The 21,195-nt window shown below is 51.8% G+C and carries 13 protein-coding genes, 1 tRNA gene, 2 rRNA genes and 1 other annotated feature; of the genes, 10 read left to right on the plus strand and 6 right to left on the minus strand.

Annotation, left to right across the window (positions count from 1 at the left end; all coding sequences use genetic code 11):
- The first annotated feature begins 149 nt into the window (after window positions 1-149).
- Complete coding sequence (locus L4174_RS02895) at window positions 150-1,631, plus strand: FMN-binding glutamate synthase family protein (protein WP_248144077.1); 1,482 nt, start codon at window positions 150-152, stop codon at window positions 1,629-1,631.
- A gap of 100 nt (window positions 1,632-1,731) precedes the next feature.
- Here the strand turns inward: L4174_RS02895 and L4174_RS02900 are convergent, their stop codons facing one another.
- From L4174_RS02900 to L4174_RS02910, 3 genes are all read right to left on the minus strand, one after another.
- Window positions 1,732-3,213: a carbon starvation protein A gene (locus L4174_RS02900; protein ID WP_248144079.1), complete on the minus strand. Its 1,482-nt coding sequence runs from the start codon at window positions 3,211-3,213 to the stop codon at window positions 1,732-1,734.
- A 263-nt stretch (window positions 3,214-3,476) separates the two neighbouring features.
- Entirely contained in the window at window positions 3,477-4,190 is a 714-nt protein-coding gene (btsR, locus tag L4174_RS02905; RefSeq protein ID WP_248144080.1) for a two-component system response regulator BtsR, read from the minus strand.
- Entirely contained in the window at window positions 4,187-5,866 is a 1,680-nt protein-coding gene (locus tag L4174_RS02910; RefSeq protein ID WP_248144081.1) for a sensor histidine kinase, read from the minus strand. The genes btsR and L4174_RS02910 overlap by 4 nt, the downstream gene beginning before the upstream one ends.
- A gap of 217 nt (window positions 5,867-6,083) precedes the next feature.
- Here L4174_RS02910 and L4174_RS02915 point away from each other — a divergent pair, with 217 nt between their 5' ends.
- Together L4174_RS02915 and tyrA are read left to right on the plus strand one after the other, a co-directional pair.
- Entirely contained in the window at window positions 6,084-7,154 is a 1,071-nt protein-coding gene (locus L4174_RS02915) for a 3-deoxy-7-phosphoheptulonate synthase (protein WP_248144082.1), read from the plus strand.
- A gap of 15 nt (window positions 7,155-7,169) precedes the next feature.
- A complete protein-coding gene (gene tyrA / locus L4174_RS02920) occupies window positions 7,170-8,297 on the plus strand; it encodes a bifunctional chorismate mutase/prephenate dehydrogenase (protein WP_248144083.1) in 1,128 nt (375 codons plus the stop codon).
- Window positions 8,298-8,370: 73 nt separating this feature from the next.
- On the opposite strand, the gene pheA is transcribed toward tyrA, so the two are convergent.
- From pheA to bamD, 3 genes are all read right to left on the minus strand, one after another.
- The gene (pheA, locus tag L4174_RS02925) at window positions 8,371-9,549 is read right to left on the minus strand and encodes a prephenate dehydratase (protein WP_248144084.1); all 1,179 of its coding nucleotides are present in this window, start codon (window positions 9,547-9,549) and stop codon (window positions 8,371-8,373) included.
- Window positions 9,550-9,587: 38 nt separating this feature from the next.
- Window positions 9,588-9,708: a sequence feature (Phe leader region), on the minus strand.
- A 123-nt stretch (window positions 9,709-9,831) separates the two neighbouring features.
- Window positions 9,832-10,191: a ribosome hibernation-promoting factor, HPF/YfiA family gene (gene hpf, locus L4174_RS02930; protein WP_248144086.1), complete on the minus strand. Its 360-nt coding sequence runs from the start codon at window positions 10,189-10,191 to the stop codon at window positions 9,832-9,834.
- Window positions 10,192-10,627: 436 nt separating this feature from the next.
- A complete protein-coding gene (gene bamD / locus L4174_RS02935) occupies window positions 10,628-11,353 on the minus strand; it encodes an outer membrane protein assembly factor BamD (RefSeq protein WP_248144087.1) in 726 nt (241 codons plus the stop codon).
- Window positions 11,354-11,493: 140 nt separating this feature from the next.
- Between bamD and rluD the strand changes: the two genes are divergently transcribed.
- From rluD to L4174_RS02970, 7 genes are all read left to right on the plus strand, one after another.
- The gene (gene rluD / locus L4174_RS02940; RefSeq protein WP_248144091.1) at window positions 11,494-12,468 is read left to right on the plus strand and encodes a 23S rRNA pseudouridine(1911/1915/1917) synthase RluD; all 975 of its coding nucleotides are present in this window, start codon (window positions 11,494-11,496) and stop codon (window positions 12,466-12,468) included.
- Between the two features lies 1 nt (window position 12,469).
- Window positions 12,470-13,198, plus strand: a complete 729-nt coding sequence (gene pgeF, locus L4174_RS02945; protein ID WP_248144092.1) for a peptidoglycan editing factor PgeF — start codon at window positions 12,470-12,472, stop codon at window positions 13,196-13,198.
- Between the two features lie 132 nt (window positions 13,199-13,330).
- Complete coding sequence (gene clpB, locus L4174_RS02950) at window positions 13,331-15,904, plus strand: ATP-dependent chaperone ClpB (RefSeq protein ID WP_248144093.1); 2,574 nt, start codon at window positions 13,331-13,333, stop codon at window positions 15,902-15,904.
- A gap of 11 nt (window positions 15,905-15,915) precedes the next feature.
- Window positions 15,916-16,206, plus strand: a complete 291-nt coding sequence (locus L4174_RS02955; RefSeq protein WP_248144094.1) for a hypothetical protein — start codon at window positions 15,916-15,918, stop codon at window positions 16,204-16,206.
- A 92-nt stretch (window positions 16,207-16,298) separates the two neighbouring features.
- Window positions 16,299-17,850 (plus strand): 16S ribosomal RNA (locus tag L4174_RS02960).
- 98 nt (window positions 17,851-17,948) lie between these two features.
- A tRNA-Glu gene (locus tag L4174_RS02965) sits at window positions 17,949-18,024 on the plus strand.
- Between the two features lie 244 nt (window positions 18,025-18,268).
- A 23S ribosomal RNA gene (locus L4174_RS02970) occupies window positions 18,269-21,153 on the plus strand.
- Together the 16S and 23S rRNA genes with 1 tRNA gene alongside form the textbook arrangement of a ribosomal RNA operon.
- The last annotated feature ends 42 nt before the right edge of the window (window positions 21,154-21,195 follow it).

Below are 21,195 nucleotides of genomic sequence, written 5' to 3' on the forward strand. Positions count from 1 at the left end.
CCTTTTTTCCGCTTCTTCCTCACTGATACTCAGACAATCTCCTGGGCCACAGCCCTGACTTCTGATTTCGATGCCTCTGCCTCGTTCGTCTCCGGTCTATTCTTTAAAAGATACGGGCTCAGGCCGGTAAAGATCAGGTGGGGGCTTTGATGAGTGATTTTATTTTTCATGTAATCGACTTTCTCAGCAGCTTGCTTTTGCTGGCGATTGGCTGCATGGGTTTGGTGATCATTTATTTATATTTTGTTGATGTTCATCAGCATCAGCATGCAATTCGCCGCAATTATCCGGTGATTGGCCGGTTTCGTTACTTTTTCGAACGTCAGGGCAAGTTTTTCCGTCAATACTTTTTTGCGCTGGACCGGGAAGAAATGCCGTTCAATCGTGCGGAGCGAAGCTGGGTGTATCAGGCAGCCAAGAATCAGGATCGCACCTCTGCGTTTGGTTCGACTCAGAGTCTGGACCCGACAGGGACGATTTTATTCATGAACTGTGCGTTTCCGACACTGGACGAGGATGCTCTTGAACCAGAGCACGTTTTAATTGGTGAATACAGCCGATGTCCTTATCACGCGAAAGCGGTATTCAATATTTCCGGGATGAGTTACGGCTCTCTGTCCAAGCGAGCGGTCCAGGCACTTTCCCGGGGGGCTAAACTTGCCGGTTGCTGGATCAATACCGGTGAAGGCGGGTTGAGCCCTTATCACCTTGAAGGTGGCGCAGACATCGTCTTTCAGATCGGCACGGCAAAATATGGTGTCCGTGATGAACAGGGACGACTTTGCGATGAGAAGCTGCTGGCAGTGGCGTCGCACGAGCAGGTGAAAATGTTTGAGATTAAACTTTCTCAGGGCGCCAAACCCGGGAAAGGCGGCATTTTGCCCGGATGTAAGGTGACGGCTGAGATCGCCAGCATTCGCGGGATCCCTGAGGGATTGGACTCCATCAGCCCGAATCGCCATCCGGAAATCAAATCGGCAGCAGATTTACTGGCGATGGTGAACCATATTAGATCGCTGACGGGAAAGCCGACCGGGTTTAAAGCGGTGATCGGAGAGACCGGCTGGCTGGAAGAACTGATGGGTGAAATTCATCAACGCGGGAAAGAAAGTGCACCTGATTTTATTACGATCGATGGGGCCGACGGCGGTACAGGTGCAGCGCCTCAGCCGTTGATGGACTCGGTGGGACTGCCGCTGAAAGAAAGCTTACCCTGGCTGGTAAATCTGCTGGAAAGGCATGGCCTGCGGGAGCGGATTCGGATCATTGCCTCGGGTAAATTGATCGTGCCGTCCAGAGTTGCCTGGGCGATAGCCCTGGGTGCGGATTTTGTCGTTTCTGCCCGCGGTCATATGTTTGCGCTTGGTTGTATTCAGGCGATGCAATGCAATAAAAACACCTGTCCGACCGGTGTCACGACGCATCATCCGAAATTGATGCAGGGGCTGGATGTTGCTGATAAAACGCAGCGGGTCGCGAATTATAACCGGTATATTCACTATGGGATTGGCCTGATTGCGCACTCCTGCGGGGTGAAAAATATCCGGAGTCTGAACCGCGGGCATGTAAGGGTTGTGCAGGAAGACGGGCTGTCTCAAACCCTGGATGAGATGTACGCCCATTACAAGTAAGTGAACCCGGGAAGATTTCTGAAATGGGGTTCTGTTGTGCAAATCAGAACACAACAGCCGCTCTGAGAGCGGCTGTTGTCATGGCGGATTCAGCGGGAGATTAGGCGGTTTCCAGCTTGCCTTTTACTTCATCGTCATCCTGTTCAATGTCACCTTTACCCTTGGATTTCACAATGACATAGACAGTAATTGCCAGGGTGGTGATCAGGCCAATGGCGGTGGAAAGCGTCATTGGCTGACCAAAGCCCAGAGTGCTGTTGTTCAGAATGAAAGTAATCACAACGGTTGTCATAAAGATTGCCGGAACTGTGGTGACCCAGTGCAGCTTGTTATGGCGCAGCAGGTAAGCTGATGCAGTCCAGAGCATCATGACAGCTGTGGTTTGGTTGGCAAAACCGAAGTAGCGCCAGATGATCCCGAAGTCGACCTGAGTCAGGATACCACCGATAACGAACAGAGGCACTGCCATCAGCAGGCGGTTACGCAGGCTCTTTTGTTCCATGTTGAAGTACTCAGCCAGAATCAGGCGGCTGGAGCGGAAAGCCGTATCCCCTGAGGTGATTGGCAGAATAACCACACCCAGGAAGGCAACAACACCGCCCACAACACCCAGAAGACCGAAAGATGCGCTGTACACCACATTGCCCGGACCGCCGTTTGCAACTGCGTCTGACAGGTTTTCAACCGAACCGAAGAATGACAATGCCAGGGCACACCAGATCAGCGCAATCACACCTTCACCGATCATTGCGCCGTAAAAAACAAAGCGGCCGTTCTTTTCATTTTCCATGCAGCGTGCCATCAGCGGCGACTGCGTGGCGTGGAATCCGGAAATTGCACCGCAGGCAATGGTGATGAACAGAGCTGGCCACAGCGGCATGTCTTTCGGGTTCATGTTGGTCAGCATCTGGCTGATTTCATAGTCACCCAGCAGCGTGTAATCACTGGAGAATGCAATGGCTGTAATCAGGCCAACGGACATGAAGATCAGCAGGAAACCGAACAGCGGATAGAAACGACCAATGATTTTATCCACGGGGACAATCGTCGCCACGATGTAGTAGGCAAAGATGATACCGACCATGGTTGACATGGAGACTGTCAGGTCAGTTTGTTCGTTCACCAGGTTGGTAATCATCCCCGCAGGGGCTGATACGAAGACCACACCGACCAGCAGCAGAAGGACAATAGCAAAGATGTTCATAAAGTGCTTGGCGCCATTGCCCAGGTAACGGCCAGACAGGCTGGGGACGGAGGCTCCGCCGTTGCGAACAGACAGCATCCCGGAGAAATAATCGTGAACTGCGCCGGCGAAGATACAGCCCAGAACAATCCACAGCATGGCAGCCGGGCCATACAGGGCACCCATGATCGGACCGAAGATTGGGCCGACACCGGCAATGTTCAGCAGTTGGACCAGGTAAACCTTTTTCTTCGACATCGGAACAAAGTCAACGCCGTCCTGCTTGCTGTAAGCTGGTGTCTGGCGCTTTTCATTAATGCCGAATACTTTTTCAATAAAAGTACCGTAGATAAAGTAACCGCCGATCAACGCAGCGACACAAGTCAAAAACCAGGCCATATCTGTGCCTCACTCTTGTAGGGTAATTAAGTTAGTGAACTATCAAGACTGGCATCTTAGCGGCTCACGAAACAGACGCACGGCCAAAATCCCTGAGTGGTTGTATGGTGATACTGAGTGGTCGATAAACAGATTAAGTGGTGGCTGTTCCCGGCGAGCGGTTGCGTGAAAGCCTGAGTGGCTGGCTGGAAGAGCCAGTGGCATGCTGGTGGGGTTCAATGGATAAAAGCCGGAACAGCAGGACTGTTCCGACTGGTGCGGACTCAGCTCAGGCCAAAGCGGTCTTTGATTTCTTTGAGGTAGCGACGACTGACCGGCACTTGCTGGCCGTGCAGAGTGGTAATTTCTGCCAGTCCGTTTTCCAGCAGCTTAATTTCACGAATGGCCTGCGGGTGAACCAGATACTGCCGGTGACACCGGATCAACGGGGTTTTCTCTTCCAGTATTTTCAGCGTCAGCTGCGTGGTCGCCCGGGTCTCTTTGGTGACGACGTGCACACCGGATAAATCTGAAAACGCCACTTCAATGTCTGCCGGACTGAGCAGCAGGATACGGTGGTGGCCGCTGCAGGGGATCAACTCCAGCATTTCACTCAGCAGGGGCGTATAGTCCGGCTGACGCAGCTCCCGCTTCAGCTTGGTCAGTGTTTTCTCCAGCCGGGCCGGCTCGACGGGTTTCAGCAGATAGTCAAATGCATTGTCTTCAAAGGCTTTGATGGCGTAATCATCATAGGCGGTGACAAAAACCACCTTGGGCATGGTGTCCGGGTCCAGCATGCTGAGCAGCTCAATGCCGGTGATTTGTGGCATCTGGATATCCAGAAAGACCACTTCTGGCTTGAGGCTGTTGATCATCTTCAGCCCTTCAATCGCGTTGCCGCCACTGCCAATGATCTCAACACCGCCGCAATCCAGCAGCAGGTCGATCAGTTCTTCGCGTGCATAGGGTTCATCATCAATGACGAGTGCCTTCATCATGGGTGTCCGTTCTCCTTCGGCAGGCTGATGGTGGCCAGAGTCCACTGGTTCGGCTCCCAGCTCATCTGCAGGCCATACTCCTGGCCGTATTGATTCTTCAGTCGCTTGTCGACAATTTTCATGCCCAGTCCGCTTTCTTCACCGACAGGCTGATATAACCCGGCATTATCCCGGACTTCCAGGATAATGCGATCCTGTGCCTGATAGGCGTTGATGGTGAGCTGTCCGCTCTCCAGCAGGTTCGAGGTACCGTGCTTGATGGCATTTTCCACCAGAGGCTGCAACGTAAAGGTCGGAATCCTGATATTGAGCAGGCTGTCGTCAACCTTCACTTCAATCTGCAACCGATCGGCAAAACGGGCTCGTTCAATTTCCAGATAAGCATGTACGTGTTGCAGCTCTTCTTCCAGCGTGACGGTCTCGATATTTTGCTTCAGATTCCGCCGGAAAAACTGTGACAGGTGCTGGATCAACTGTCTGGCTTTATCCGGATCCCGCCGGATCACGGCATTGATGGTATTGAGGGCATTAAACAGGAAGTGAGGGTTGACCTGAGCCTGCAGCAGCCGTAGCTCGGCCTGAGTCAGCAGTGTTTGCTGGCGGTTGTATCGACCGGTCAGGATCTGGTTGGACAACAGTTTGGCGATGCCTTCGCCCAGCGTCAGATTGATGGTGGAAAACAACTTACGCTTGGGTTCATAAAGTTTAATGGTGCCAATCACCTCATGATTGCCGCCAATCAGCGGGATCACCAGTGCCGAACCGAGCTTACATTTGTCGTAGAGTGAGCAGCAGTATGGGACTTCATAGCCGTCGGCATAAACCAGCTCACAGTTTTCAATGGCCTGTTTTGTCTGGTCAGAAGAGATCGGTGTTCCCGGTAAATGGTGATCATCACCGATACCAATAAAGGCCAGTATTTTTTCACGGTCGGTAATGGAAACAGCACCCACGCCGGTTTCCTCATAAACGATGCGAGCAATTTGCTTGGAGTTTTCCTGATTGAACCCCTGACTGAGAATACCGACCGAGCGCTGGGCAATCTTCAGGGCCCGGCTGGAAAAGGCTGCGGAATATTTTTCGTAGATGGTTTTTTTGTCCCGGATAATGCTCATAAACAGCGCGGCCCCGACCGAGTTGGCGATTACCATGGGCAGCGCAATGGCGCTGACCAGGCTGTAGGCTTTGTCGAAGGGATCGGCCACCATGAGAATGATGACCATCTGAAAAATTTCAGCCACCAGGGTGATGGCAAAGACGGTCAGCGGGCGGAAAATTGCGTCGAAATTACTGCGACGGACAAAATCGCTGTGCATGATCCCGCCGATTAAGCCTTCAACCGTCGTCGAGATTGCACAGGCAACATCTGTAAACCCGCCCATACTGTAACGATGCAGGCCGCCGGTCAGGCCAACTGCGAATCCGACAACCGGCCCGCCAAGCAGTCCGCCCATGACTGCGCCAATTGCCCGGGTGTTGGCAATAGCATCTTCAATATGCAGACCAAAATAGGTGCCTAAAATACAAAACAGGGAAAACAGGACATAGCAGGCAAAGCGCTGGGATAACCTGCCGGACACAGTGGTGACAGGCATAAAGAGTGGTGTTTTACTCAACAGGTAAGCCAGTACCAGATAAACACTCAGCTGCTGCAGTAAAGAGAGGATCAGTTCCATGGTGGTGTCGTTTTTGCGAATGTGGCGGTTATGGTAGCGCTCTTTTGACGAAAGGCAATTCCATATACCATGTGTAAATTAATATTTACGATTGGTATTTTTTCTTTACACAATCTTGCCCCATGAAAAATCAGTTGTTATTGTCTCTAACAGACAGGGGAAATCCTGTTGTAATTAAATTTTTACACCCAAGGTATAGCAGACTCAGGATGGCCCCATGCAGAAAGATGTGTTGAATAATGTCCATATTCAGGATGAACAAGTCCTGATCACGCCACAGCAGTTAAAGGAGAAACTGCCGGTCAGCGACACTGCGCTGAAGTTTATTGAGCAATCACGTAAAACGGTTGCCGACATTATCCATAAGCGTGATCACCGTTTGCTGGTGGTCTGTGGTCCCTGTTCTATTCATGATGTAGAAGCCGCGAAAAATTACGCCAGACGTTTTAAAGAACTGGCTGCGGAGCTTGGCGATCAGCTATACCTTGTGATGCGCGTCTACTTTGAAAAACCCCGGACGACAGTGGGCTGGAAAGGCCTGATTAACGATCCGCACCTGGACGGTTCGTTTGAGATCGAAGAAGGACTGCATATTGCCCGCCAGTTGCTGATTGATCTGGTTGAAATGGGGATCCCGCTGGCAACGGAAGCGCTGGATCCGATCAGCCCGCAGTACATCGGAGATCTCTTCAGCTGGGCGGCGATCGGGGCCCGAACCACCGAATCCCAGACTCACCGTGAAATGGCTAGTGGTCTGTCGATGCCGGTTGGTTTTAAAAACGGTACAGATGGTAGTCTCGGAACAGCTATCAATGCGATGCAGGCGGCAGCGTCGGGCCACCGTTTTATGGGGATCAATCGCGAAGGTCAGGTTGCCCTGCTCAACACACAGGGGAATCCGGACGGACACGTAATCCTTCGCGGCGGTAAACAGACGAACTATGATTCCGTCTCGGTTACTGAGTGTGAAAATGAGATGAAAGCGGCGGGCCTGATTCCGGCCTTGATGGTAGACTGTTCGCATGCCAATTCTCGCAAAGATTACCGTCGTCAGCCGCTGGTGGCGGAAGATGTCATCCATCAGATCCGTGAAGGAAACCGTTCCGTGATTGGCCTGATGCTGGAAAGCCATCTGAACGAAGGCAATCAGAGCGCGGATCTGGATCGCAGCGAAATGGCTTATGGTGTGTCCATTACCGATGCCTGTATTAATTGGGAAGATACAGAAAGTCTGCTGCGTCAGGCCCGTCTGGAACTGATTCCCTTCCTGCAAGATCGTATTCAATAACGGAAAAACAGACGAATGGTAGCAGAACTGAGCACGCTCCGAGATCAAATTGATGAAGTTGATAAGCAGATGGTGGCGTTGCTGGCGCGCCGTCTGGCACTGGTAGAAGAAGTGGGCCATGTGAAAAGTCAGCATGGTCTGCCGATTTACGCACCGGACCGGGAGGCTGCAATGCTGGCGTCCCGACGTCAGGAAGCGACAGAACAGGGCGTACCGCCGGATCTGATTGAGGATATTCTGCGCCGTACCATGCGGGAGTCGTATGCCAGTGAGAATGACTCTGGTTTTAAATGTCTGAAACCGGAGTTGCGACCCATTGTCGTGGTTGGTGGTTACGGCCAGCTGGGCAGCTTATTCTGCCGTTTGTTTACACTTTCAGGGTATCAGGTTCGTAAGCTCGGCAGTCAGGACTGGGATCAGGCGGAAGAATTACTGGCTGACGCCGGTATGGTGGTTGTGACGGTGCCGATTCATCTGACGGAGCAAGTGATCCGCCGGTTGCCGAAGTTACCGGAAGACTGCATTTTGGCGGATCTGACCTCTATCAAGAGTGGCCCTCTGCAAACCATGCTGGAAGTGCATGAAGGGCCAGTCGTTGGTCTGCATCCGATGTTTGGCCCGGATATCAGCAGTCTGGCGAAACAGGTTGTCGTTTACTGTGATGGCCGACTTCCGGAGCATTATCAGTGGTTGCTGGAGCAAATTCAGATTTGGGGCGCCAGTCTCAACCGGATCAGTGCGATCGAACACGATCAGGGAATGACGCTGATTCAGGCGCTGCGTCACTTCACTTCCTTCGTGTATGGCGTCCATCTCGCGGAAGAAGATCCACGACTGGAACAGTTACTGTCACTCAGCTCGCCAATTTACCGGCTTGAGCTGGCCATGGTAGGTCGCTTGTTTGCGCAGGACGGACAATTGTATGCGGATATCATTATGTCGTCTCCGCAGAATCTGGCGATGATTAAGCGGTTCCATCAGCGTTTCGGCGAAGCCATTCAGATTTTGGAGAATCAGGATAAGGCCGCTTTCAGACAGGCTTTCGCTCAGGTTGAAAGTTGGTTTGGCGATTATGCCGGACGCTTCATGAAGGAAAGTCAGTCTCTGCTGCGTCAGGCCAATGACGCGGCTCACCGAGCCTGATACTGAAAATCAGGATCAACAGGATAAAAAAGAGGCCAGCATATCGCTGGCCTTTTTCGTTTTTCTACTCTGCTTAATCTTCCAGATAATCCACTTCTGCTGGTTTGACGTTTTCGCTTGGATAACATCCCAGGACTTTGATGAATCGGGTCAGTCCGGTCAGTTCTTTCAGCGCCTGCTGCATCACATCCGCTTTCAGGTTCGCTTCAACGTCCATATAGAACATTTCTTCCCACGGGTTACCAATGACAGGGCGGGATTCCAGTTTGGCCATATTAATATTGAGGTTACGCAGAACCAGCAGGCACTCCACCAGTGAACCGGGTTTCTGGCCGGTGGACATGATCAGGGTGGTTTTCGCCGGGATCAGCGGCGTCACATCCACGGCCTTGCGCGCGACCACAATAAAGCGGGTGTAGTTTTCATGCTGGTTTGCAATCCCGGTTTTCAGTGGCGTCAGACCATAGAGTTCGCCGCTGGAGGCATTCCCGATTGCCGCAACATTCGGCAGCTTTAACTCGGCGACCTGCTGCATGGCTTCAGCCGTACTGGAGGTGTACTCTTGCTTAATTTCCCCCATGTTGTGGAGAAATTCGCTGCACTGCTGGTGGGGCTGTGGGTGAGAATACAGGGTGTCGATTTGTTCCAGCGTCGAAGGCACGGCCGTCAGCAGACTGTGTTCAATCGGCTGAGTGATTTCACCGACAATAGACAGGCTGGTGTGCTGAAGCAGATCGTAAACTTCATTGATGGAACCCGAACTGGTGTTCTCAATGGGTAATACACCGTAATCGGCCTGGCCGGTTTCGACGACATTGACTACCTCACGGAAACTGGAGCAACTCATCTCCACCAGTTGGGTCTGTTTCCGGCTGAAGTATTGCCGGCTGGCGAGATTAGAGTAGGAGCCTTTGGCACCGAGAAAGGAGACCCGAGCGACAGGCTGCAGGCTGTCTGGGTTCGTCAGTTTTTGCAGATAGGCTTGCTGGAACAGCACAGAATCTTCAATGATGGTGTGAAAAATTTGAGTGACGTAGCTGGCATCAAGCTGATGTTCCTTGCCTTTTTCTATCAGTCGAATAAGCAGCGCCTGCTCTCTTTCCAGATCCCGGACCGGTTTCGTGGTTTTGATTTTACTTTTGGCCACTTCTAGGCTGAGCTGTCGCCGTTCGCCCAGCAGTGCCAGAATTTCATTATCAATCCGGGTGACTTCGCTGCGGATCTCATCCAGTGAGTGATAGCTTTTGGTCATGCTGCGTTCCTGTCTGTGCTGTGATTCTGATGATGCTTACAAAAAAGCCTCCCGGGTGGGAGGCTTGCTGTTCGTCTTTCGCTTATTTCTTGCGTAACGAGAGCCCCCACTTATGGTGAGCGAAAAAAGAAGCGAAAGAAAAACAGGGCGGCGTGAATCATATGTCGGCAGTACTCTGGTTGAAGGTGAATGGTCAACGTGCAGGAATCAACCTAGGGTGAATTATTGTGCTTGTCAAGAATAAATCGGCCCCGCGTTAAGCAGGGCCGTGTTGATTTGGGTTCAGGCTTCGAAATCCTCAGGCTCGAATTCTTCTGTCTGGGATGCGACCGGCTTCAGGCTGTGGGTTGCGCGACGAGATTCTGGTTTATGCGCTTGTTTGCTTAGCTGCCGCTCCAGTTTGTGGTACATGTCTTTAATCGCTGCATACATATTTTCCTGTTCAGAGGACGCTACAATGTTTCCTCCAGGAATGCCGGCTGTTGCTTCCACCTTGAAGTGCCGGTTTGGTTCTTTACTGATGACTGCGTGTTTGCCAATCAGTGGGACCTGAAAGCGCTCTAACTTACTGAATTTCTCTTCAATGCGCTCACGGATAGCAGGGGTGACATCAATGTTTTTGCCTGTGACTTCTACTTGCATAGTCTCTCTCCTGTTTTGCTACCCCTTGGTGGGTTAACTTCAGATTACTCTTCTGAAGAGGTAATAAAGTGATCTGGATCAACTTTGAAAAGTAAATTAATCCACCAATTTATTTATGTGACTTGCTCTGCTTTGTGACAAGAAAATGACGAAAAATCGCTTGTCGAGCCTCTGGTGATTACGGCAGTATGAAGTTATCTCTTGACTGGCGGCCAGTGCTGCTCAGGGGCTTTTTTCGGCCTTGAGACAGTTCCGGGAGAGGCCGAGCATGCGGCCGAGAGATGAAATTCAAGGTTGAGAAGAAGTAGAAAGCGAAAACATTCAGGAAAGCATTCAAAGAAAGAATAAAGAAGAACAAAGAAAGTAAATCATCAGTTGCAACGCACCAGATCAAAAACGGCAGCCCAGTGGCTGCCGTTTGTTGTATCAGGAGGGCTTAAACCGGATTCAAAGCAATGAGACGCTGGGTATGTTGTGCCGGTGTATCCAGCCCAAGTTTTTCATACGCGGTCAGCATCAATGGCAGCGATTTCTTCGCAGCTTCCGTATCCGGATACAGGTTCTGGATTTGCTGGCATCGATTAATTGCAGCAACCCACGCTTCCCGGCGGATATAGAAGTCTGCCGCCGCTAACTCATAATTCGCAAGGCGGTTTTTGAGGTATACCAAACGGGCTTTCGCATCGGCGGCAAACGGACTGCCCGGATAGCGTTCCAGCAAGCGTTTGAAGTCGCGGAATGCCTGGCGGGCTGGCTCCGGATCTCGGTCATGACGGTCAATGTCAAAGACGTCATGCATGAAGGAACGATCCTGCGCCATATGCGTGAGGCCACGCATGTATAGGACCCAGTCGGCTTTCTCATGGGTTGGATTGAGGCGGGTAAAGCGGTCAATGGTTGCTTCGCCCAGGGCCAGGTCATCGTTTTTGTAGTATGCATAAATCAGATCAAGCTGAACCTGCTCCGAATAAGCGCCAAACGGATAGCGTGAATCCAGGGTTTCCAGCCTTTCGATGGCTGTGACCCAGCTGCCACTTTGCAGGGCTTCCTGAGCACTGGCATAGAGCTCTGAAGGCGGGATATCCGGGACTACTTCCTCTGTACTTGAACATCCAGAGACAATAGCAGCGGCAAGAAATGTCGGGATTATCAGGCGTTTCATTGCGGCGTCAGTTTCCTTGGTCATAATTTATTTTTGTGATCCATTACGGTTTGAAGCGTTAACGGATACAATGACAGCTATTCATTGTCATTTTACGCAGCGTTTGAGCTTTAGTCTCAGGTATTTTAAAAAAGTTCTTTATGGCACAGCAAATAGAGTTAAGCAACACAGTAAACGATAGCCAGTTAGGTCAGCGTCTGGATCAGGCTCTGGCTGAGCTGTATCCGGATTATTCACGCTCCCGTATCAAAGACTGGATCCTTAACGGTAATGTCAGCATGAACGGTGAGGTGGTGACCAAACCACGAACAAAAGTCATGGGCGGCGAGTTGCTGACCGTTGTCGCTGAAATTGAAGATGAAGAGCGCTGGATTGCACAGGACATCCCGCTGAACATCGTCTATGAAGATGAGCACCTGCTGGTGATTAACAAACCGCGTGACTTTGTGGTTCACCCGGGAGCGGGAACACCGGATGGTACTGTACTGAATGCATTGCTGCATCATTGCCCGTCGCTGGCAGAAGTACCGCGTGCCGGCATTGTCCATCGTCTCGATAAAGACACGACGGGCCTGATGGTTGTCGCGAAAACCATTCAGTGTCAGACCCGTCTGGTTCGCGCATTGCAGAAACGTAAGATTACCCGTGAATATGAAGCCGTTGCGATGGGTAAAATGACCGGGGGCGGTGTGGTTGAAAAACCAATCGGCCGTCATTCAACCAAGCGTACGTCGATGGCTGTCCATGAGCTGGGTAAACCGGCGATCACACACTATCGTGTGGCAGAGCATTTCCGTGAGCATACCAGCATCGTGCTTCGTCTGGAGACGGGCCGTACGCATCAGATTCGTGTGCATATGGCTTATCTGTCTCACCCGCTGGTAGGAGACACTTTATATGGTGGTCGTCCGCGTCCGCCGCGTAATGCATCTCAGGAAGTGATTCAGGCTTTGCGCGCCTTTGACCGCCAGGCGCTGCATGCCCGTATGCTGCGACTGGAACACCCAATTACAGGTGAACTGATGGAATGGCACGCAGAGACACCGGATGACATGGTGACACTGGTTGAGATTCTGCGTCAGGACAAGATTGATCATCCAGAGGACGATTATTGATATGTGGATTACCCCAGACTGGCCCGCGCCTGCCAATGTAAAGGCGATCAGTACGACACGTTCTGGCGGAATGAGCCAGGGACCGTATGAAGGGCTGAATCTGGGGGATCATGTTGGTGATGAGCGGGCTGCCGTTATACATAATCGGCAATGGCTGCAACAACAGTTGGGCCTGACTCAGGCGCCGGCCTGGCTCTCGCAGACACACAGCACCATTGTTTTGGATATTCAGGTGCCGCTGAAAGATGTGCCGAATGCAGATGCCAGTGTGACACGTCAGTCCGGCATTGCTTGCACGGTGATGACAGCCGATTGCCTGCCTGTCTTACTGTGTGATCGTTCAGGGACGCAAGTGGGCGCGGTTCATGCCGGCTGGCGTGGACTGGCCGATGGCATTCTTGAAGAAACCGTCGCCAGATTTACAGCTGAACCGGAACAAATCCTGGCCTGGCTGGGTCCGGCTATCGGGCCAGCTGCGTTCGAAGTTGGCGGGGAAGTCCGTGAGCAGTTTATTGCCGGACAACCCGAAGCGGCTGCAGCGTTTCAACCACACGGTGAAAAATGGCTGGCGGACTTATACCAGCTGGCAGCGCTCAGGTTGAATCGACTGGGAATCACGCAAGTTTTTGGCGGAACAGAATGTACTTATGCCGATCCGGCCCGCTTTTATTCCTATCGCAGGGATGGCGTGACCGGGCGTCAGGCCAGTTTGATTTGGCTGGATGAGTAAACAAAATTTTCCAATTTTCTAAAAGCGGCTTCAGGCCGCTTTTTTTATCTCCGCACAATTTATGCTTGAAAAGCACACAGCGCGTAACCATATAAAAGGTAATGACAAGGTCATATCAAGAGTGGAGGACTTATGCGTCTTGACCGGTTTACAAGCAAGTTTCAATTAGCGATTTCTGATGCGCAGTCGCTGGCTTTGGGTCGCGACCATCAGTATATCGAGCCTGTCCATCTGATGATGGCACTGATGAATCAGGACAGCAGCACAACGCGGCCGCTGCTGACTCTGCTCAATGTCGACATTACTCAATTACGTTCCAGTCTGTCTGAGCAATTAGATCGTTTGCCTAAAGTCAGTGGGATTGGCGGTGATGTGCAGCTTTCTCATCAAATGGGCGTGCTGTTTAACATGTGCGATAAGCTGGCCCAGAAGCGCAAAGACAAATACATTTCTTCTGAACTTTTTATTCTGGCGGCGGTGGATGACAAAGGTCCGCTGGGTGAGCTGCTGCGCAAGTTTGGTCTGAATGCCCAGAAAGTAGAAGCTGCCATTGAAAAGATCCGCGGTGGTCAGAAGGTTGATGATCCGAATGCGGAAGAAAACCGTCAGGCGCTTGAAAAATTCACCATTGATCTGACTGAGCGCGCAGAGCAGGGCAAGTTGGATCCTGTGATTGGCCGGGATGAAGAAATCCGGCGTACGATTCAGGTCCTGCAACGCCGGACTAAAAATAACCCGGTGCTGATAGGTGAACCGGGTGTCGGTAAGACCGCGATTGTTGAAGGACTGGCTCAGCGCATTGTCAATGGCGAGGTACCGGAAGGGCTGCGTCATAAGCGTGTTTTATCCCTGGATATGGGGGCATTGATTGCCGGTGCTAAATATCGTGGTGAGTTTGAGGAACGTCTGAAAGCCGTACTGAACGAACTGGCGCAGGAAGAAGGCAGCGTTATTCTCTTTATTGATGAACTTCATACTATGGTCGGTGCCGGTAAGGGTGAAGGTGCGATGGATGCCGGCAACATGCTGAAACCTGCATTGGCTCGTGGCGAGCTTCACTGTGTTGGTGCTACGACGCTGGATGAATATCGTCAGTTTATTGAAAAAGATGCGGCACTGGAGCGTCGTTTTCAGAAAGTGCTGGTGGAAGAGCCGAGTGTCGAAGATACCGTGGCGATTTTGCGTGGCCTGAAAGAGCGCTATGCGCTGCACCATCATGTTGAAATTACCGATCCGGCAATCGTGGCAGCGGCGAGTTTGTCGCATCGTTACATCTCAGATCGTCAGCTCCCGGATAAAGCGATCGATCTGATTGATGAAGCGGCATCCAGTATCCGGATGCAAATTGACTCCAAGCCTGAAGCGCTGGACCGCCTCGAACGTCGTATCATTCAGCTGAAAATTGAGCAGCAGGCACTGTCGAAAGAAAGTGACGATGCCAGTCAGAAGCGTCTGGCGGTACTCAGTGAAGAGCTGGACACGAAAGAGAAGGAATACGCGGAACTGGAAGAAGTCTGGAAAGCAGAAAAAGCGGCTTTGTCCGGGACTCAGCATATTAAAGCGGAGCTGGAGCAGGCCCGTACGGATATGGAAATTGCCCGGCGGGCTGGTGACCTGAACCGTATGTCAGAATTGCAGTACGGCAAAATTCCTGAGCTGGAAAGACAGCTGGATTTAGCGGCGCAGGCTGAAATGCAGGAAATGACACTGCTGAAAAACCGCGTTACTGATGCAGAGATTGCCGAAGTGCTTTCACGGCAGACGGGGATCCCGGTCTCGCGGATGCTGGAAGGCGAGCGGGATAAACTGCTGCGCATGGAAGAAGCGCTTCACGCCCGGGTCATTGGTCAGGATGAAGCCGTGAATTCCGTGGCGAACGCAATTCGTCGTAGCCGTGCGGGTTTGTCTGATCCGAATCGTCCGATTGGCTCCTTCTTATTCCTCGGACCGACGGGGGTGGGTAAAACCGAACTGTGTAAGGCGCTGGCCAACTTCATGTTCGACAGTGATGACGCCATGGTGCGGATTGATATGTCTGAGTTCATGGAGAAACACTCCGTTGCGAGACTGGTTGGTGCGCCTCCGGGTTACGTGGGATATGAAGAAGGGGGTTACCTGACGGAAGCTGTGCGTCGTCGTCCTTATTCTGTGATTCTGCTGGATGAAGTGGAAAAGGCGCATCCGGATGTGTTTAACATCCTGCTTCAGGTTCTGGATGACGGCCGTCTGACGGACGGACAAGGCAGAACGGTGGATTTCCGGAACAGTGTCATCATTATGACCTCGAACCTGGGATCGGATCGGATTCAGGAACATTTTGGTGAACTGGATTATGACGGGATTAAAGCAATCGTCATGGAAGTGGTCGGTCATCATTTCCGTCCGGAGTTTATCAACCGTGTCGACGAAACAGTTGTGTTCCATCCATTGGGTGACAAACACATTAAAGACATTGCCCGGATTCAGATTCAGCGTCTGAGCAAACGACTGGAAGAAAAAGGCTTTGAACTGAAAGTTGAGGATTCAGCTTTGGATCTGATTGCCAGTGCCGGTTTTGATCCGGTTTATGGTGCGCGACCCTTGAAGCGTGCGATTCAGCAATATATTGAAAATCCGTTAGCGCAGGATATCCTGTCGGGTAAACTCAAGGTTGATAAGCCGATTGTCCTTGCAGCAACCGCTGACCATATTACTGCCAGCCAATGAACCTGTAGCGTGTGTTGATAGAAAGCCTGCTGTATTCAGCAGGCTTTTTTCATGAATCTTCACTGGATTTGCTACGGAATTCGACGGAAAAAGCTGTGCTTTGTATGATTTTTGCTCGGTTGGTTTTTTTTTATGATTTAGTGCTTGCTAAGGCGATCGAACTCTCTATAATGCCGCATCACCGACACGGAGAACGGCGCTTCAGCCAGGGCCGTATCGGAAAGCTCTTTAACAATTTGACCATGCAATCTGTGTGGGCACTCGACAATGATACAGTCAAAAAGATTTTATCAGTGAACTGAGTGACCAATCGAAAGTTCTTTTTAAGAGCTTCGGCACAGTCAATTTATCAGTAATCACTGAGCCGCTTTTCTTCGGAAAGGCAACAAAATTCTAATTGAAGAGTTTGATCATGGCTCAGATTGAACGCTGGCGGCAGGCCTAACACATGCAAGTCGAGCGGCAGCGACATGACTGAACCTTCGGGGGACGTTATGGGCGGCGAGCGGCGGACGGGTGAGTAATGCCTGGGAACATGCCTTAGTGTGGGGGATAACCATTGGAAACGATGGCTAATACCGCATAATCTCTACGGAGCAAAGCGGGGGACCTTCGGGCCTCGCGCGCTAAGATTGGCCCAGGTGGGATTAGCTAGTAGGTGGGGTAACGGCTCACCTAGGCGACGATCCCTAGCTGGTCTGAGAGGATGATCAGCCACACTGGAACTGAGACACGGTCCAGACTCCTACGGGAGGCAGCAGTGGGGAATATTGCACAATGGGGGAAACCCTGATGCAGCCATGCCGCGTGTGTGAAGAAGGCCTTCGGGTTGTAAAGCACTTTCAGCAGTGAGGAAGGGGTGAGTATTAATAGTGCTCATCCTTGACGTTAGCTGCAGAAGAAGCACCGGCTAACTCCGTGCCAGCAGCCGCGGTAATACGGAGGGTGCGAGCGTTAATCGGAATTACTGGGCGTAAAGCGCATGCAGGCGGCGTGTTAAGCCAGATGTGAAAGCCCGGGGCTCAACCTCGGAATCGCATTTGGAACTGGCATGCTAGAGTCTTGTAGAGGGGGGTAGAATTTCAGGTGTAGCGGTGAAATGCGTAGAGATCTGAAGGAATACCGGTGGCGAAGGCGGCCCCCTGGACAAAGACTGACGCTCAGATGCGAAAGCGTGGGGAGCAAACAGGATTAGATACCCTGGTAGTCCACGCCGTAAACGATGTCTACTTGGAGGTTGGTGTCTTGAACACTGGCTTTCGGAGCTAACGCGTTAAGTAGACCGCCTGGGGAGTACGGTCGCAAGATTAAAACTCAAATGAATTGACGGGGGCCCGCACAAGCGGTGGAGCATGTGGTTTAATTCGATGCAACGCGAAGAACCTTACCTACTCTTGACATCCAGAGAACTTAGCAGAGATGCTTTGGTGCCTTCGGGAACTCTGAGACAGGTGCTGCATGGCTGTCGTCAGCTCGTGTTGTGAAATGTTGGGTTAAGTCCCGCAACGAGCGCAACCCTTATCCTTGTTTGCCAGCACTTCGGGTGGGAACTCCAGGGAGACTGCCGGTGATAAACCGGAGGAAGGTGGGGACGACGTCAAGTCATCATGGCCCTTACGAGTAGGGCTACACACGTGCTACAATGGCGTATACAGAGGGCTGCCAACTAGCGATAGTGAGCGAATCCCACAAAGTACGTCGTAGTCCGGATTGGAGTCTGCAACTCGACTCCATGAAGTCGGAATCGCTAGTAATCGTGGATCAGAATGCCACGGTGAATACGTTCCCGGGCCTTGTACACACCGCCCGTCACACCATGGGAGTGGGCTGCACCAGAAGTAGATAGCTTAACCTTCGGGAGGGCGTTTACCACGGTGTGGTTCATGACTGGGGTGAAGTCGTAACAAGGTAGCCCTAGGGGAACCTGGGGCTGGATCACCTCCTTACCTAAAGACTGCGTTGTTATCGCAGTGTCCACACAGATTGCCTGGTCGAAATGTAGAGAGCCACTGGTGCTGCCCAACAGCATCAGTACGAATTAGAAGTCCCGTTCGTCTAGAGGCCTAGGACACCGCCCTTTCACGGCGGTAACAGGGGTTCGACTCCCCTACGGGACGCCACTTTCTAAGTGCACTTTCAAGTGTCATTAGAAAGTGGTTTTTTCTCTCTGGAGAAAAGATACACAATGCTCTTTAACAATCTGGAAAGCTGACTAGTAAATTCAATCTTTGAGATTGAATCAAACTGTTTCGAAAGAAACAGAGTTCTCAAGCAAAACACATTCAAGTGTCTTGTGTAAGAAGAGTCCGGCGAAACAAATCAAACCTTGGTTGTTTGAACATACGAAACCTCTTGGGGTTGTATGGTTAAGTGACTAAGCGTACACGGTGGATGCCTGGGCAGTCAGAGGCGATGAAGGACGTACTAACTTGCGATAAGCGGTGATGAGGCAGTAAGAGCCACTTGAGTCACCGATTTCCGAATGGGGAAACCCAGCCGCATAAGCGGTTATCATCAGGTGAATACATAGCCTGATGAGGCGAACCGGGGGAACTGAAACATCTAAGTACCCCGAGGAAGAGAAATCAACCGAGATTCCGGCAGTAGCGGCGAGCGAAACCGGATTAGCCCTTAAGCGTTTTTTGTGTCAGGTGAAGGCTCTGGAAAGTGCCGCGATACAGGGTGACAGCCCCGTAACCGACGATACCTTAAACGTGAAAACGAGTAGGACGGGACACGTGTTATCTTGTCTGAAGATGGGGGGACCATCCTCCAAGGCTAAATACTCCTGACTGACCGATAGTGAACCAGTACCGTGAGGGAAAGGCGAAAAGAACCCCTGTGAGGGGAGTGAAAAAGAACCTGAAACCGTGTACGTACAAGCAGTAGGAGCCCTTCGGGGTGACTGCGTACCTTTTGTATAATGGGTCAGCGACTTAATTTCAGTAGCAAGGTTAACCGTATAGGGGAGCCGTAGGGAAACCGAGTCTTAACTGGGCGTGCAGTTGCTGGGATTAGACCCGAAACCAGGTGATCTAGCCATGGGCAGGTTGAAGGTGAGGTAACACTTACTGGAGGACCGAACCGACTAATGTTGAAAAATTAGCGGATGACTTGTGGCTAGGGGTGAAAGGCCAATCAAACCTGGAGATAGCTGGTTCTCCCCGAAAGCTATTTAGGTAGCGCCTCGGACGAATACTACTGGGGGTAGAGCACTGTTAAGGCTAGGGGGTCATCCCGACTTACCAACCCTTTGCAAACTCCGAATACCAGTAAGTACTATCCGGGAGACACACGGCGGGTGCTAACGTCCGTCGTGGAGAGGGAAACAACCCAGACCGCCAGCTAAGGTCCCAAAGTATCACTAAGTGGGAAACGATGTGGGAAGGCTCAGACAGCCAGGATGTTGGCTTAGAAGCAGCCATCATTTAAAGAAAGCGTAATAGCTCACTGGTCGAGTCGGCCTGCGCGGAAGATTTAACGGGGCTAAGTGATACACCGAAGCTGCGGCAATGCGATTTATCGTATTGGGTAGGGGAGCGTTCTGTAAGCGGCTGAAGGTGTGCTGTAAGGCATGCTGGACGTATCAGAAGTGCGAATGCTGACATGAGTAACGACAAGGGGGGTGAAAAACCTCCCCGCCGGAAGACCAAGGGTTCCTGTCCAACGTTAATCGGGGCAGGGTAAGTCGACCCCTAAGGCGAGGCCGAAAGGCGTAGTCGATGGGAAACGGGTTAATATTCCCGTACTTCTTACTATTGCGATGGGGGGACGGAGAAGGCTAGGTGGGCCAGGCGACGGTTGTCCTGGTTCAAGGGTGTAGGCTGATGGTTTAGGCAAATCCGGACCATCTCAAGGCTGAGACCCGATGTCGAGTCACTACGGTGATGAAGTCATTGATGCCATGCTTCCGGGAAAAGCCTCTAAGCTTCAGATAGTAAGGAATCGTACCCCAAACCGACACAGGTGGTCGGGTAGAGAATACCAAGGCGCTTGAGAGAACTCGGGTGAAGGAACTAGGCAAAATGGTACCGTAACTTCGGGAGAAGGTACGCTGCCGGCGGTGAAGAGACTTGCTCTTGGAGCTGCTGGCAGTCGCAGATACCAGGTGGCTGCAACTGTTTATTAAAAACACAGCACTGTGCAAAATCGAAAGATGACGTATACGGTGTGACGCCTGCCCGGTGCCGGAAGGTTAATTGATGGGGTTATCTTCGGAGAAGCTCTTGATCGAAGCCCCGGTAAACGGCGGCCGTAACTATAACGGTCCTAAGGTAGCGAAATTCCTTGTCGGGTAAGTTCCGACCTGCACGAATGGCGTAATGATGGCCACGCTGTCTCCACCCGAGACTCAGTGAAATTGAAATCGCAGTGAAGATGCTGCGTACCCGCGGCTAGACGGAAAGACCCCGTGAACCTTTACTACAGCTTGGCACTGAACATTGACCCTACATGTGTAGGATAGGTGGGAGGCTTCGAAGCAGGTACGCCAGTATCTGTGGAGCCGTCCTTGAAATACCACCCTTGTAGTGTTGATGTTCTAACGTCGCCCCGTTATCCGGGGTGCGGACAGTGCCTGGTGGGTAGTTTGACTGGGGCGGTCTCCTCCCAAAGCGTAACGGAGGAGCACGAAGGTGGGCTAATCACGGTCGGACATCGTGAGGTTAGTGCAATGGCATAAGCCCGCTTAACTGCGAGAATGACGGTTCGAGCAGGTGCGAAAGCAGGTCATAGTGATCCGGTGGTTCTGAATGGAAGGGCCATCGCTCAACGGATAAAAGGTACTCCGGGGATAACAGGCTGATACCGCCCAAGAGTTCATATCGACGGCGGTGTTTGGCACCTCGATGTCGGCTCATCACATCCTGGGGCTGAAGTCGGTCCCAAGGGTATGGCTGTTCGCCATTTAAAGTGGTACGCGAGCTGGGTTTAGAACGTCGTGAGACAGTTCGGTCCCTATCTGCCGTGGGCGCTGGATGATTGAAGGGAGTTGCTCCTAGTACGAGAGGACCGGAGTGAACGAACCGCTGGTGTTCGGGTTGTGTCGCCAGACGCATTGCCCGGTAGCTAAGTTCGGAACAGATAACCGCTGAAAGCATCTAAGCGGGAAGCTGGCCCTGAGATGAGTCATCCCTGAGACTTTGAGTCTCCTGAAGGGCTGTTCGAGACTAGAACGTTGATAGGCAGGGTGTGTAAGCGTTGTGAGGCGCTCAGCTAACCTGTACTAATTGCCCGTGAGGCTTAACCATACAACACCCAAGGGGTTTTAAGTACGGACTCCATGAGCACTT

Origin of the sequence: Photobacterium sp. CCB-ST2H9, from assembly GCF_023151555.2 — a bacterium.
GTDB lineage: Bacteria > Pseudomonadota > Gammaproteobacteria > Enterobacterales > Vibrionaceae > Photobacterium.